We start from the raw sequence: 13,684 nt of genomic DNA on the forward strand, positions 1-13,684 counted from the left end.
AAACGGACTTGTTTTACTTTTAGCCGCTTTTTGTATTGCTCTATGTGTTCTTAAATTTCTTGAAAGAACACATAGAGCTTGTTTGGTAAGATCATCAGCAATACCTAAAACTTTTCTAAACTTTTTACTTTGATATGTCCCAAAATCAACAACCCCTTTTTAGAATTATTCACAAACTATTTTATCAAAAGGAATTGTTACGAAACCTGTCATACCTGCTTCCTGCAAAGTATTTAATAAACGTTCGCTGATTAAATTAGGAGGGTATACTAATTGGGATAAATTAAAAACATCATATTTAGGGAAGTTATCTTTAAAAACTATCCTATGAATCATCAATTCCTTTTGCCTTGGTAACGATTTTTTAATAACTTTAAACTCACTTAATTTAGAGGGCATAGGAATTACCTTATCAATTTCAAACTTCAATATTAATATACTCCCAAATATCAGCTATATAATGAAACCAATAATAATCTAATAACTCTCCTTTATGATATACTTTTATGGGGTAAAAAGCATATTTTGGTAAGTTAAACTGTTTTAAAATTTCTTTAAAATTTTCGTTTATAATCATTCCAAAAGAGGTATAGTCTTCCAGATAATTTGTTGGTTTTGCTTTTTGATTCAAATCTAGCTCTAATTCTGGGATAAACTTTGGGAATTCATAATGTTGTACTTCCCAAAAACCATGAGGAGGTCCTGGATTAAACCCTTTTCTTAAAGTTACTTGGGGATAATCCCCTATAACATCTATATTATCATAATCCCAGTTTATAGTATAATACTTCATCTAAGTTAAGGTTAAAAAGAGCTGCCAGAAGGCAACTCTTTTTAACATTTCTATAAAACTGTTATTCACAAATAATTTTATCAAATAGTCTAACTCTAAAACCTGTCATACCTGCTTCTTGCAAAGCATTTAATAAACGTTCGCTTATCAATGCTCCAAAATATTCAATATTTGATATTTTTAAGACATCATACTTAGGATAATTAGAATTTAAAACTATTTTTTCCCATTGCATGTGTTGATGCCAAGATAATGACTTTTTGATTTTTTGAATTTCATCAGATGTAAGGCTCAAATCTACTTCTGAAACAACACTATATTCGTCTTTGTCATCATAAATAATTGCTTTAGACTCACTCTTATTTATCCAACTCCAAAAATCATCAACTATATAATGAAACCAATAATACTCTAATAACTCTTCTTTATGGTATACTTTTATAGGGTAAAAGGCATGTGAAGGTAAATCGAATTTTTCTAAAGAACTTTTGAGTCTAGTACTAACTATCATACCAAAGTTTACATATTGTTCTAGATAATCAGTCGGTTTAGCTTTCTTATGTAATTCCAATTCTAGACTCGGAACAAAGTTTGGAAACTCATGAGGTTTTACTTGCCAATAACCACTTGGTAAACTAGGGTTGTATCCCTTTTTTAAAGTTACTTGCGGGTAATTTCCTATAACGTCTAAGTTATCATAATCCCAATCTATTTTATAATATTTCATCTAGAGTAATGTTTTAAAATAATCGTTTAAATTTAACCCAGATTTTTTAGCTTTTCCAATTTTATTTAATAGTTCTGGTATCAATTTATTTTCTAAAAAATCATTAGCTATTTCAGGGGTCAAATCACTAGTACTATCAATGAAGGCTTTTAATTTTTTATCTACAAATGTATTATAAGCAGGATGATTTCCGTGTAATCCTTCACCAATTAGTTTACTATACTTTTTTAATGCAATACCATTAATTTTGGCATTCATATGAAATCCAGCTCTGGCTGCTTTTTGAATTATAGGGTTGTTTATAATTTTATCTGCCCAAGGTATAATATGATGAGCCTCTTCTCCTGCTTTAGTACCAATAATCTTTGCCAGATTGCTTCTACTACCAAAGGTAACTACTCCTCGAACAACTTTAAAAGTTAATTTTGTAGTTTTTCCATTGGCTTTTGCTACTACAATTACCCACTCAGCAACATCATCAGCTATTTTTAAAACGGGTCTTAACACTTTTGCCCCAGTACCTACAATTTTACCACCAGGTACTACAGTAAGAAGAATTCCTCCTGCTGCTTTCCAACGAGCTACTTGTTGTCCATCGAAATCTTTTCCATCAATTAGTATTTTAATATCCTCTACAGGTAATACATAACGCCCTAAATTTTTTCCTAGATCTTTTCCTGCAAGAGCAAATAACGTTTTAAGCTCATCACCTAAATTATTAGGGTTAAAAAGCATTTCAGCCCATACATCATTTTCTGAAAGTTTTATGTAATAAAATCTGCAATTTTGACAGCCTCCTATATTACTTCTGTCTTTATCTATTAAGTCACCTGCACTGGTTAATACTTTTTCATAACTAGAGGAAGCTATTATAGAGCCATCAGTTAATTTATAGTAAGAAATTTTTTTACCAAAGTCATGATATACATGTGTGAATTTTAAATTAGAATTGTTTTCAATCATTCCTGTACTAGCTTTCCAAGGTATCCCTGTTATTCCTTTTTCAAGTTCAGCCTGTCCTTTAACATAGTTATAAGCCTTTAAATCTAAAGGCTTATTTAATGATTGCCATTCTTTTACAAGCGATGTAGCAAAACTTTCATTGTCATATAACCATTTTTTTGTATAATAGTCTGGTTTTACTTTTTTAATCATTTCTTGAACCATACCTCCATTCTTAATTCTAGATTTTTCAATTTCTAAAGAACTTTGATAAATGTTTGGTAAGTTTTGTAAGAATCGAATTCGTTCAGCTTCCAAAAACCTTTCAATTTTATTAGCCTTAAGTGTATTGTTATTTAGCCATTCTAGTTCATTTACATTTGTTATATTTAATTTTGAAACTAGTTTATCTACATAAAAAGTTGCATTAATAGGGGTACTATTCATTAAAGTAGATAATACCTTTTCTTTTTCTTGAGCATGAATTCTTCTAGAATCATTACAAGCAGCTTTTTCATATCGTTCGGTAGCACTGCTATAATTAAAGCCGTATTTCTTTTTTAATATTACTTTCCAATAATTTCTATCAAAAACAGAATGTACCTTTTTTTTTGTTCTTAAAACTTGAGCTTCTAATGGAGCTAAATTTCCTATACTTATATCTTGATATTTTGAAAATTGTGAAGGAAAACCATGAGGAGGATTTAAACGAATATTGTCATTCTCTACATTAACTAGAAAAATCATTAAATTTAATCTATCCCAAGGGTTATATTTATTATAATATTTTACATACTGGTTTAATATATAGTTCTCAGCAGTAGTTTTTTTATAGTAAGGACTTTGAGTAATACCAACGTTTGATTGTAATCCAATGTGATTTTTTGAAAAAGTATTATATTCAGTGTTCCATGAACTTTTTATAGAGTTTAAAGATTTATAGCTTGTAAGTTTTTTTCCATTAACGATAAGATTTGGATAAGCTGAAGTATTTATTTTTCCATTTTTAATTTCATTCTCTCTAAGTTTAAGAAGTTTAAAATTACTTATGTTTTTTTTTGTTTTTGCTTTGCTAGCTTTTACCCTTCCACCATATTTATCAGTTAATTTTTTATAAGCAGGAGAGTAGCTTTTGTTTTCTACAGTTTTAAAAAGGTGGTTTCTAGCATCGTTGAAGCTAGAAAAGGATTTATTAAACCTAGATTCTAAATGTTTTTTTATTAAATCATTTTGTCTTCTGTACCATCTTTCAATTTTCTTTTTCCTTACTCTTTCTACTAGAAAATAATTATCGATAGCTGTTCCAAAGTTATGTCCGAAGTTAAAGCTAATATCTTCAAATTCGCAATGGCAATTAGTAACACCACCTTTTCCTGCTGTTGGGTACCCTATTATTGGTTTTCTTCCTAAATATTCATCACCCTCTTCTATTTTAATAGGTACTCTTGCTCTTTCAATTTCTCTAACTTGAGCAAAAATCGCGGTTGTATAAAAAGCAAAAAATATGAATGCTAATTGTAGTATAATCTTTTTCATTTTAGGCTATTTTTTTATGGTAATTCTTGTTTTTCTTTCATTATTAACAAATACAGAAACAACATATACTCCTATTTGTAGGTTTGAAGCATCAAAAAAGTATCTATATTTCCCTTTTTCCTGAGTTTTACTAGTCTTTATAACAGATATTAAATTACCGTATGTATCATTAATTTGAACTTTAACTGTAGCTGGTTGAGCTAGTTCATACGCTATGATTAAATCGTTTTGAACTGGATTAGGATATAATTGAATAAAGTTGTTTTCTTGTTCAGACAAGGCTTTTAATATATCTTCTGACAATTCTTCTTCACTATTTTCAAAGTTTTCTTCTTTTTTTAAGACAAAACGTAGCGGTGTACCTGACTCTTTCCATTTGTTTATGTAATTTTCTACATTACCAATTAAGTGAAAGTTATTATCAAAACTTTTAATAGTTAAATTACTTGATAATAATTGATAAGTTAATGATGATGGAATTTCTTCTTTAAAAGTAATATGTGGTAAAGTACATTCCGTATTATTAAAATAAATAGTATTATCTAGTCTAATAATTTCATCTTTTATTGTTTTTTCTCCTATTGTGATAGTGGAATATAAGTTACCTGAATCTTCTTCCTTTTGTATTTCTAAAGAGAACTTAATCTTATTAATTATATCTGTTTCTGACCAGTCTAATTGTAACAATTGTCCTGTCCATTTTCCTATCAATTTACTCTCAGTAAGTTTTTCTTCTTGTATGTAAGAACCTATTTGTTCTTTATTGAATATTTCATCAAAATGATTTTCTTTATTTGTTTTTGTTACTTCAGAAGTTGTAGTAGCTTTTATATCAGAAAACTCTACACCTAGCAATTCACTGGCTTTATGAATATTTTTTTCTATTCCATATCCATTCTTATAACATACACCTAACCAATACTTAGCCATTGGGTGATTACTTTTTTTAAACCATTTTATAGCTTTTGAATAGTCTTGGTCAATATTACCATAACCTTTTAAATATAAATATCCTAAGCTATATGAAGCTTTGTCATCTCCTAGCTCAGCTGCTTTTTTAAACCATTTTCTAGCCTTGTTATAGTTTAGTTTACAGCCTCTACCATATTTAAACAAAACTCCTAAATCAGTCATGGCTAGTACATTATTTTGTTCGGCTGACTTTTTAAGTAACTTAAAAGCTTTTTTATAACTTTCTTCAGTTTCTTGTAAAGCATATAATCTCCCCATGTATAATTGAGCTTCTGCATTACCTTCTCTTACACATGGCATAATATATTCTGTAGCTTCTTTTATAACGTCTTTATAATTATTAGTTTTTAAGAGATTTAAAGTTTTTTGAATGTTATGGTCACAATTTAAGAGACTATTATCAATGGCATTAGTAACATTAGGTTTAGTATTTATAGCTTCTTCTTTACTTGAATCAGTAAAAACTACGCTATTAGAAGGGAGGGGTGTTTCTTGAGTTTTTCTAAGTCTTTGTTCTTTATATAATTCATAGTATTTTAAGACTTTAGCAAAGTCTTTCACTTTTCCATCAGAACCTACATCTTTGAGAGCTTCTTTTAGCTTTTTTCTGTGGTCTTCATTTTTTTGTTCTTGTGCTTGTACATGAATACATGCAAAGCAAAGAACAACTAATAAATAGTTGAATTTTGTTTTCATATTTGTTTAATTTTTGGGTTACAATTTTTTTAAAGAGAACAATTTTTTCGCTAATGAAACAAGTAGATAATAATTTACCCTACCCAAAAAATAAAATAGTATTACAGATTTATTTTAAGATCTAATTATAGAAGCCCCATGCCGTGATATCAGTGACCCGTGCTGTGGTGTCAACGGAGCATGCCGTGGTATCAGCAACCCATGCCGTGATGTTAACGGAGTGTGCCGTAGTATCAGCGACCCATGCCGTGAGTATTCAATAAAGTGTGTAGAGAATTGTATAAAAGAATTGTAGCTAACGTTCAGTATAAGAAACGTAGGGCAGGTGATAAGCTAAATATAAATATTTTGCTTTTATCTTTTTTCTCATAAACCCCAAATTTTATATTTGGCGGATTTGCAAATAAATACAGACCTTTTAATTACCCATGAAGCTCTATATTTTCTTATATATTGTTAGCATTAGTTATTTTATCAATTTTTGATTGAATTTCTAATACTTTTTGATTCCAATATTTTTGCGCTTCTTTAGCATTAAATTGGGGTTTCTTTTTAGAACCAGTTTTCATTTCTGGAGGTATTTGACTTAGATACTCCCAATTATGATCTATATCCCTAGCTATTTCGTTTTGATTTTCTGGGTCAGACTTTCGTCTAGACCAAAAGTTTTGGTGTTCAATATAATCAGCTTTTATTTTAGAAAAGTGACTAATCAATTCATCAGAATTTGATGGTATATACCCAGGTCCACTACAACCACATGAATGGAATGTAATTCCTACTTCATATAGAGTTGCAATGTGTTCCCAAGATTTTATGTCTTTTTTCTTAGGCGACTCAAAATCTAGTCCCATATTAGCCATTAGTTCACCACATTCAGGACATTTAGCAGGATTCTGTTCTTTAGAGTTATTAAATCCACCATAAATATCTTTTTCTAATTTCCTTTTAAATGTTTTTCTACACTTAAAACAAGCATAATGAGGTTTATATGTTGTCATTCCATATCTACACATGCTTAGATTTTATTTATTATGATAAGTTCCAGTTTCATCAGATTCTAAAGATTTAATAACTATTCTTTTACTGATAAAATTTTCATATTTAGTTAATAAAGCTATAGGTTTATCATTTATGAAAATAGTATCGTTACTCAGTTTATGCCTTTTAAAATCTAAGACATCACCAATGTAGTAACCTTCTCCATATTTCCACCAACCTTTTTCTAATTTTTTATCATTTGTTGAGCAAGAAATTAAAAATAAAGGCAGTGATATATATATAAATATTCTTGTCAATTTTTTCGTTTCTAATTAATCCTAACGGATTTGTATATGGTTTGTTGCGTGTTTAAGCACTAAATTTAGCAAATAAAACGCAAATAGAAAGCCCGAGAGGAAGTAGGTAAGGACAAGCAGTTACTTATAGTCATTTTTGTAATACGTTTTTATCATTGTTTTTTAGCCTAATCCTAATTTGTTTTCCACATCTAACTCCCTAATCACTTCATATTTTCCCTTGGTGAGTAACCTTAACCATTCTATAAAATTTTCAACCTTGTAATGAAGTTTTTTATCGTTCAAACTGTAATAAGCTAAAGGCCATTCACCGTTTTCATCACTTTCGGATGTCAACCAGACCCAAGCTCCACCATTTGAATTCTCTGTCATTAAACAAAGAAGAGAATGAACTTTGTATTCTTTTTCATTCAATAATTCGATAGTTGCGCCTAAATCTTTGCGATATGTGTTCAAAAAGTTTTTTTGTTTAATATCATCTATGGAATTCATATAAAGCGAATAAGCTCCATTGCCAAAATCCTTTAAAAATAATTTATACGAAGGAGGAAGCTTTAAACTAAGTTCATTTTCTACCTTTTGAATTTCAGGGTCGGTTAACTTTGCTCCAATTTCTTGATGTTGCTTAGAGTCCGTGTTTAATATTTTTATCAATTTTTTCATTTGACTTTCTGTCGTAGATATTTGTTCAAGATTTGATTTTTTGTTTTTCAATCCGCAAGAACCAAATAGAAACATGATTAATATTAAACATCCGTATTTTTTCATTTCTTGTTAATATTTTTTTATTGACTTCTGTTTTTTTAATGTATTACAATGGGTTTGTATAAGATTAGTTGCGTAGGTTAGCGGTTAACTTTGCAAATACACAGCAAATTGAAAATCCGAGAACAAGCAATTACTTATAGCCATTGTTGTGGGTAGTGTTTTTTTAAAGTTTTTCTAATTTCGTTGCTGTCACAAACCGTATATTTCTACTTGCAATTCTTTTTTCACCATCTCTTTCAACCATAACTAGCTCTTTATTTATCAATGCATATAATTCTTTGGATAGATTATCATCTTCAAGTGAAATTTCAAACTCTAATAGTTTTGCAATTAATTGAAAATAGTTTAATGTTTTTTTAAATATTATTTCCTCCTCGTCAGCTTCTATAAACTTTGCAGACATATTTCTAATCGTAATGGATTCCACTTTGCTTTCGTCAATATTGGGTATTGTTTTAAGAATAGTATTTCCAAAATCCATTGGTGATAACCAATAGCCTCCCCAAACTTCACTTATTTTAAAAATTATATCTGATGAAAAAAGTATGAATTCAAAATAAGTTATTTTTTCATTATTATTTAATTTCTCTAAAACTTCTAAATATTCCTTTGAAAGTTTATTAATAGTCTTAAGAAGTGTTTTATCAACGTAATAGTCTCCTTTTTTTGAATTAGGGAATAATCTTCTGTAAATCTTATCGCATTTTTTTTCATTAAGAATGTCATTATCATTGCAAAGCTCTTCATAATAAGATTTGAACATTTCATAATGTTTGTAATAATTAGCAAAATTATTCTGTTTCATTAACAGATTTATTTGAGTACTTAATTGAGTAGAACGGTGCATTGTAGCTATTAATGCAGTTGCTGGAATAACTAGGGCTAAAAACGAGATTGGAAATGCAAATTCAGACAGGAAAAATTTGAATCCTTCGGGGCTCCAATTGAGAGAATAATTTTTCTTGTATAAAATAATTCCAATTAAGACTGTTGCAAATAGAAATAATGCTCCATTAATAAGCCAAAACAGCCATTGCTGTGTTAAAGTATTTTCAGGATTTAATTTGAATATTTTTTTCATTTAAATGATTAAGAGTAATTTTTCTTTTTAGCTTGGTTTCGGACATTACGCACAACTCATTATATGTTAAACTTTAGTTGTTTTATCCGGAGAATAATATGGGATATCGTAAAGTTTAGCAATTTTTATACGTTTTCAAATATAATAAAACTGATACTTTATCTAAAGGTAAAGTTATTAACGAGTTATTGGTATTTGTTAATTAGTTATACTATTATAGCGAACTTACTACAAGAGATATACAAATTCTTACGGAATTCCATAAATCAATTAATTTTTATGTTTTGTAACAGGCTTTATTGAGTGGTCTCTTTAGGAAAGCTTTAACGATATACCTTTCGTTTGCTAATTTTTACGTCTCCCTTTTTTTCTAAGGACTTTATTACTCGAATAACCGTTTCTACTCGCAAACCTAAAATATCGGCTATTTGTTGTCGAGTATAGGCTACTTTAAACGAGTACTTTCCTTCAACTTTATATACATCGTCTTTTAAATAATCAATAAAGCGGAGTACTCTGTGAGCAGGCTCTTGGCTCGATATTTCGGAAGCAATAATAGCTTTATAGTACAAACGTTTTGCTAAACTTTGGGTGATTTTTAGGTGAATTTCAGGATTGTCTTGTAGTAATTTAAACAAATCACTTTTAGCTAAAGCTAGAATTGTACTATCAGAAATAGCCACCGCATTAGCAGGATATTTTACATCTATAAACAAAGGCGGTTCACCAAAACTTTGGTTTTTATAAAAAATACCTTGAATAAACTCTTTACCATCATCATTAAAATTATTCATTTTTACAGCACCACTTATTATTTGGTAGTAGTAGTGTGCGGTTTGTTTTTCAGAGAAAATAATTTCGTCTTTTTGAAAACTTTTGGTTTCAGCGTGGTATTTTAATAAGAGTTCTTCTGGAATCATTATGATTTAAGTCATAAATTGCAATAGCATAAAGATATACTTTTGTAGCGTATTTCAACAACGATTTGTAAATGGATAAAAGAGACATAGAAAATAGGGAAGATGTGTATAAGTTAGTATCAACCTTTTATAATGATAAAATTAGAAAGGATGATTTTATAGGCCCTATATTTTTAAAAACAATACCAGAAGAAACTTGGGAACCTCATTTACAAAAACTCACCGATTTTTGGGAAACCAATTTGTTTTTTATTAGAAAGTTTAAAGGAAACCCAATGAAAGCACACAAAGATGTAGATAGAGATTTTGAGTATTCTATTTACCAAGAGCACTTTGGACGCTGGCTACAATTGTGGTTTGAAACGGTTGATGAACTTTTTGACGGAACAAAAGCGCATGAAGCTAAAGAAAGAGCACGAAACATAGCCTCTATGCTCTTTTTTAGAATGTTTGAAGCAAAGCCGAAGCCTACAACTACGACATAAGTAGGTAAAAAATCAGCGAAATATTACCGAGTATATTAATAATAAATGCCCATGCAATTATTTTAAAAGGACGTTGACTTATGGCTGCAGCATTAGCTCCCATAGCGGTTACACAAGCAAAAATTAGCGCAAATAAATTAACCTCACCATTTACGGCTAAAGCAGCTGTTATAGAGGCTATCATTGAGCCTACGGTAATTAATATAATAGATACACCAATGCTATTTCGTTCACCTTCAGCAATTTTTTTATTGATGTAAGCCGTAATTCCCATACTATTTGTTTTTTGAATTGTTTTTTCAGTAGTTACCATACATACTAGTTTTTAGTAAAATTATGTAACTGATAACTAGTTTTTTATGATTGAAGTCATAAATGAAAAAGAAGAAAAGGTCTTTTTATTTGTTAGATATTTTTATCTTCACATACTAAAATAAGCTGAGTGGAGTCAATAACTATAATTTACATTGTATTAGCCGTATTAATAAGCGTAGCCATTGCTTTTTTTCAATATTTATATAAGGTAAATAAAACTCCAAAAGTACATATCTTACTTTTTAGCTTAAAGGCACTAAGTCTCTTTTTAATTGGGTTGCTATTGATTAATCCTAAGATAACAACTCTTGAAACAGAAAACATAAAACCTGTATTATCTGTATTGGCAGACAATTCGTTATCCACTCAATTTTTTAAAGAAGAAAAAAAAGTTCAAGAAGTAATATCAAAAGTAGAAAACAACGAAGAACTTCAAGATAAATTTGACGTACAGTATTTTTCATTTGGGGATGATATTAAGGTGTTGGATAGCTTATCGTTTGCAGAAGCACAAACAGATATTTCAAAAGCAATTGAAGCTATTAATGAGTTGAATAAAGATAAAAATACAGCTACTATTTTAATAACCGATGGAAATCAAACCCAAGGAAATGATTACGAGTTTTCATCAACAAAGCATAAAATATTCCCTGTAGTTATAGGGGATACTATTAAGTATCAAGACATTCAAATTTCGCAGTTAAATGTGAATAAGTACAGCTATGTAAAGAACAAGTTTCCAGTTGAAGCATTGTTGTATTATGAGGGAAAAGAAACGGTGAATACTACTTTTTCAATCGTAAAAAACGGGAGCAGAGTTTTCTCAAAAAGAGTGCGTTTCTCGCCAGAAAATCCTGTGCAAACTGTTACAGCTAACTTAGTGTCTAATACGAAAGGAGTACACTATTATACAGCGTCGATAAGTAGTATAGCGAATGAAAAAAACACGAAGAACAATTATAAAAGCTTTTCAGTTGAAGTTTTAGATGAGCAAACCAAAGTTTTATTACTCAGTTCTTTTTTACATCCAGATTTAGGAGCACTAAAAAAAGCGATAGAGAGCAATAAACAACGTAAAGTAGATATTGCTTTGATACAGGATAAGAATATAAATTTAGATGCGTATCAGTTTTTTGTTTTGTATCAACCTAATAGCTACTTTAAATCAACTTTAGAAAAAATACAATCTAACTTTTTACTGGTTTCAGGTACAAAAACAGATTGGAACTTTTTGAATAGTCAAGGTTTAGGAGTTCAAAAAAGAGTTATCAATCAAAAAGAGGAATACACTGCTATTTACAATCCAGACTTTTTAACTTTTTATCAAGAGGATATAGGTTTTGGTCAATTTCCACCACTAAAAGACAAGTTTGGAGAAGTACAGCTTAAAAAAGAATCTCAAAGCTTGTTGTATCAGAAGTATGCAGGGGTAGAAACCACGCAACCATTATTATCAACTTTTGAAGAGAATGATAAAAAGTATGCAGTACTATTTGGTGAAGGTATTTGGAAATGGAGAGCTGCCAGTTATTTAAAAGAGAAAAACTTTGAAAGTTTTGACACGTTTGTAGGAAACTTAGTTCAGTATTTAGCATCCACTAAAAAGAGAAAACGTTTAGATGTAAAGGCGCAACGTTTGTATGCAGCCAATGAACCTATAACCATAAGCGCTTTTTATGTTGATAAAAACTACCAATTTGATAGCAGAGCATCTTTAGAGTTAACAATAACTAATTTAGAAACAAAGGCTAAAAAAAGTATTCCGTTTTCTTTATTTAATAACTCGTATCAGGTTGCTGTTGAAGGGTTAGACTCAGGAGAATATTCATATACCGTAACTGTAAAAAATCAAAATATAAGTAGCTCAGGTAGGTTTAAAATTGAAGATTATCAGATAGAAGAGCAGTTTACCAATGCCAATTTTAAGAAATTAGAACAGCTAGCGTTAAAAACAGACGGAGCTATAGTTTATGCAGATAAAGTTGACGATTTACTAAAAAAGATACAAGAAGATGCATCTTTTTATACCACACAAAAGTCTATTACCAAAAAACAAAGCTTAGTTGATTGGAAATGGTTGTTATTATTGATTATAGTTTTGTTATCAATAGAGTGGTTTGTTAGAAAATATTATGGTAAAATATGATGTATGAACACTTTTTTCAATGTCCGCATTGTTGGGAAGAAATTTCCATGTTGTTGGATGCTAGTACATCTGAAACCTATGTAGAAGATTGTGAGGTATGTTGTAATCCTATACAAATAACTTTTACCTTTGTAAATAACGATTTAGTAGCTTTTGAAGCTAAAAATATAGAACAATAAGTACGATGAGATTTCACACACGTAAATGGGTAAAACCAGAAGATTTAAATCCTAATGGAACACTTTTCGGAGGACGATTATTACAATGGATTGATGAAGAAGTAGCGTTATACGCTATTATTCAGTTAGAAATCCCTAAAACAGTAACCAAGTTTATGTCTGAAATAAATTTTGTTAGTTCAGCAAAACAAGGAGATATTGTAGAAATAGGAATTGATGTAGTAAAGTTTGGAACAACGTCTATCACCTTAAGTTGTGAGGTTCGTAACAAAATAACCCGAAAAACAATTATTGCAATTGATAAAATTATCATGGTGAGTTTAGACGAAGAAGGAAAACCTTTTGCACATGGTAAAACAAAAATTGAGTATGTTAAAGATAGATTAGATAATGAAGATTCATAAAATTTTATAATTTTGTAACTCTAAATTAGATTAGTGAAAAAAAGCATCATCATATTATTAACCTTACTGTTAATAGTGCCTCCTTTACAGGCACATACTGATGCTGTGGTTTTTGTTGCTGAATCAGAAGTACATCACGATGAGTTAAATGAAGAGCATCAAGATGAGCATCATCAACATGATACTGAAGAAGAAAAAAACAAAGAACATCATCATCATTGTAACATAATTACAGTTACAGCAGATTTTATTCCAACTGATTATAGTTTTGATATTCCTGTCTTTTTTGAAATAAGAAACAGGATTAATTTCTATCAAAACACCTACTATAACTCATACTTATCGGCTATTTTCCAGCCACCCAAGTTTTAATTCTATTTTATTATTAAAAACAGCAGTAGCTTTTGTATAAACAAGAACTA

16 protein-coding genes are annotated in these 13,684 nt (G+C 29.6%); 5 read left to right on the top strand and 11 right to left on the bottom strand.

The genetic code is table 11. The features are described 5' to 3' along the window. Window positions 1-165: 165 nt before the first annotated feature. The 10 genes from ACTPNM_RS08715 to ACTPNM_RS08760 form a co-directional block, all read right to left on the bottom strand. A complete protein-coding gene (locus tag ACTPNM_RS08715) occupies window positions 166-429 on the bottom strand; it encodes a hypothetical protein (protein WP_440121396.1) in 264 nt (87 codons plus the stop codon). Beyond that, window positions 419-793 (bottom strand): hypothetical protein, encoded by a 375-nt coding sequence (locus ACTPNM_RS08720; RefSeq protein WP_440121397.1) that lies wholly within the window; start codon window positions 791-793, stop codon window positions 419-421. The genes ACTPNM_RS08715 and ACTPNM_RS08720 overlap by 11 nt, the downstream gene beginning before the upstream one ends. Before the next feature lie 61 nt (window positions 794-854). Beyond that, window positions 855-1,520 (bottom strand): imm11 family protein, encoded by a 666-nt coding sequence (locus ACTPNM_RS08725; protein WP_124588369.1) that lies wholly within the window; start codon window positions 1,518-1,520, stop codon window positions 855-857. Further along, window positions 1,521-3,998 carry an AHH domain-containing protein gene (locus ACTPNM_RS08730; protein WP_440121398.1) on the bottom strand — a complete coding sequence of 826 codons (2,478 nt, stop codon included), beginning with the start codon at window positions 3,996-3,998 and terminating at the stop codon, window positions 1,521-1,523. Between the two features lie 6 nt (window positions 3,999-4,004). Continuing rightward, a complete protein-coding gene (locus ACTPNM_RS08735) occupies window positions 4,005-5,666 on the bottom strand; it encodes a T9SS type A sorting domain-containing protein (RefSeq protein ID WP_440121399.1) in 1,662 nt (553 codons plus the stop codon). Window positions 5,667-6,112: 446 nt separating this feature from the next. Continuing rightward, a complete protein-coding gene (locus tag ACTPNM_RS08740) occupies window positions 6,113-6,667 on the bottom strand; it encodes a hypothetical protein (RefSeq protein ID WP_237270764.1) in 555 nt (184 codons plus the stop codon). Window positions 6,668-6,691: 24 nt separating this feature from the next. Continuing rightward, on the bottom strand, window positions 6,692-6,964 hold the full coding sequence (locus tag ACTPNM_RS08745; protein WP_440121400.1) for a hypothetical protein: 273 nt from the start codon (window positions 6,962-6,964) through the stop codon (window positions 6,692-6,694). A 162-nt stretch (window positions 6,965-7,126) separates the two neighbouring features. Further along, entirely contained in the window at window positions 7,127-7,732 is a 606-nt protein-coding gene (locus tag ACTPNM_RS08750; protein WP_440121401.1) for an SMI1/KNR4 family protein, read from the bottom strand. Between the two features lie 163 nt (window positions 7,733-7,895). Beyond that, complete coding sequence (locus ACTPNM_RS08755) at window positions 7,896-8,813, bottom strand: hypothetical protein (protein ID WP_440121402.1); 918 nt, start codon at window positions 8,811-8,813, stop codon at window positions 7,896-7,898. 323 nt (window positions 8,814-9,136) lie between these two features. Then, window positions 9,137-9,733: a Crp/Fnr family transcriptional regulator gene (locus ACTPNM_RS08760; protein WP_440121403.1), complete on the bottom strand. Its 597-nt coding sequence runs from the start codon at window positions 9,731-9,733 to the stop codon at window positions 9,137-9,139. A gap of 71 nt (window positions 9,734-9,804) precedes the next feature. On the opposite strand from ACTPNM_RS08760, the gene ACTPNM_RS08765 reads away from it, so the two are divergent. Beyond that, window positions 9,805-10,218, top strand: coding sequence for a group III truncated hemoglobin (locus ACTPNM_RS08765; RefSeq protein ID WP_440121404.1), 414 nt, complete (start codon window positions 9,805-9,807; stop codon window positions 10,216-10,218). Here the strand turns inward: ACTPNM_RS08765 and ACTPNM_RS08770 are convergent. Then, window positions 10,208-10,531, bottom strand: coding sequence for a hypothetical protein (locus tag ACTPNM_RS08770; protein ID WP_440121405.1), 324 nt, complete (start codon window positions 10,529-10,531; stop codon window positions 10,208-10,210). The two genes, ACTPNM_RS08765 and ACTPNM_RS08770, sit on opposite strands and share 11 nt — an antisense overlap. A gap of 129 nt (window positions 10,532-10,660) precedes the next feature. Here ACTPNM_RS08770 and ACTPNM_RS08775 point away from each other — a divergent pair, with 129 nt between their 5' ends. From ACTPNM_RS08775 to ACTPNM_RS08790, 4 genes are read left to right on the top strand one after another with little or no spacing between them, the layout of a single operon-like run. Beyond that, window positions 10,661-12,679 (top strand): VWA domain-containing protein, encoded by a 2,019-nt coding sequence (locus ACTPNM_RS08775; RefSeq protein ID WP_440121406.1) that lies wholly within the window; start codon window positions 10,661-10,663, stop codon window positions 12,677-12,679. Then, window positions 12,679-12,858 carry a CPXCG motif-containing cysteine-rich protein gene (locus ACTPNM_RS08780; protein ID WP_047790511.1) on the top strand — a complete coding sequence of 60 codons (180 nt, stop codon included), beginning with the start codon at window positions 12,679-12,681 and terminating at the stop codon, window positions 12,856-12,858. The genes ACTPNM_RS08775 and ACTPNM_RS08780 overlap by 1 nt, the downstream gene beginning before the upstream one ends. 5 nt (window positions 12,859-12,863) lie before the next feature. Then, the gene (locus ACTPNM_RS08785; protein ID WP_099214563.1) at window positions 12,864-13,262 is read left to right on the top strand and encodes an acyl-CoA thioesterase; all 399 of its coding nucleotides are present in this window, start codon (window positions 12,864-12,866) and stop codon (window positions 13,260-13,262) included. A 33-nt stretch (window positions 13,263-13,295) separates the two neighbouring features. Next, entirely contained in the window at window positions 13,296-13,634 is a 339-nt protein-coding gene (locus ACTPNM_RS08790) for a hypothetical protein (RefSeq protein ID WP_440121407.1), read from the top strand. Window positions 13,635-13,684 lie beyond the last annotated feature (50 nt).

This window comes from Tenacibaculum sp. Ill (assembly GCF_051938915.1).
GTDB lineage: Bacteria > Bacteroidota > Bacteroidia > Flavobacteriales > Flavobacteriaceae > Polaribacter > Polaribacter larymnensis.

Excerpts from the sequence above, each read along its gene's own strand:
- ACTPNM_RS08760 (WP_440121403.1), bottom strand. The coding sequence starts at position 9,733 with ATGATTCCAGAAGAACTCTTATTAAAATACCACGCTGAAACCAAAAGT.
- ACTPNM_RS08785 (WP_099214563.1), top strand. The coding sequence starts at position 12,864 with ATGAGATTTCACACACGTAAATGGGTAAAACCAGAAGATTTAAATCCT.
- ACTPNM_RS08720 (WP_440121397.1), bottom strand. The coding sequence starts at position 793 with ATGAAGTATTATACTATAAACTGGGATTATGATAATATAGATGTTATA.
- ACTPNM_RS08755 (WP_440121402.1), bottom strand. The coding sequence starts at position 8,813 with ATGAAAAAAATATTCAAATTAAATCCTGAAAATACTTTAACACAGCAA.
- ACTPNM_RS08780 (WP_047790511.1), top strand. The coding sequence starts at position 12,679 with ATGTATGAACACTTTTTTCAATGTCCGCATTGTTGGGAAGAAATTTCC.
- ACTPNM_RS08735 (WP_440121399.1), bottom strand. The coding sequence starts at position 5,666 with ATGAAAACAAAATTCAACTATTTATTAGTTGTTCTTTGCTTTGCATGT.
- ACTPNM_RS08770 (WP_440121405.1), bottom strand. The coding sequence starts at position 10,531 with ATGGTAACTACTGAAAAAACAATTCAAAAAACAAATAGTATGGGAATT.
- ACTPNM_RS08765 (WP_440121404.1), top strand. The coding sequence starts at position 9,805 with ATGGATAAAAGAGACATAGAAAATAGGGAAGATGTGTATAAGTTAGTA.
- ACTPNM_RS08750 (WP_440121401.1), bottom strand. The coding sequence starts at position 7,732 with ATGAAAAAATACGGATGTTTAATATTAATCATGTTTCTATTTGGTTCT.
- ACTPNM_RS08740 (WP_237270764.1), bottom strand. The coding sequence starts at position 6,667 with ATGACAACATATAAACCTCATTATGCTTGTTTTAAGTGTAGAAAAACA.
- ACTPNM_RS08730 (WP_440121398.1), bottom strand. The coding sequence starts at position 3,998 with ATGAAAAAGATTATACTACAATTAGCATTCATATTTTTTGCTTTTTAT.
- ACTPNM_RS08725 (WP_124588369.1), bottom strand. The coding sequence starts at position 1,520 with ATGAAATATTATAAAATAGATTGGGATTATGATAACTTAGACGTTATA.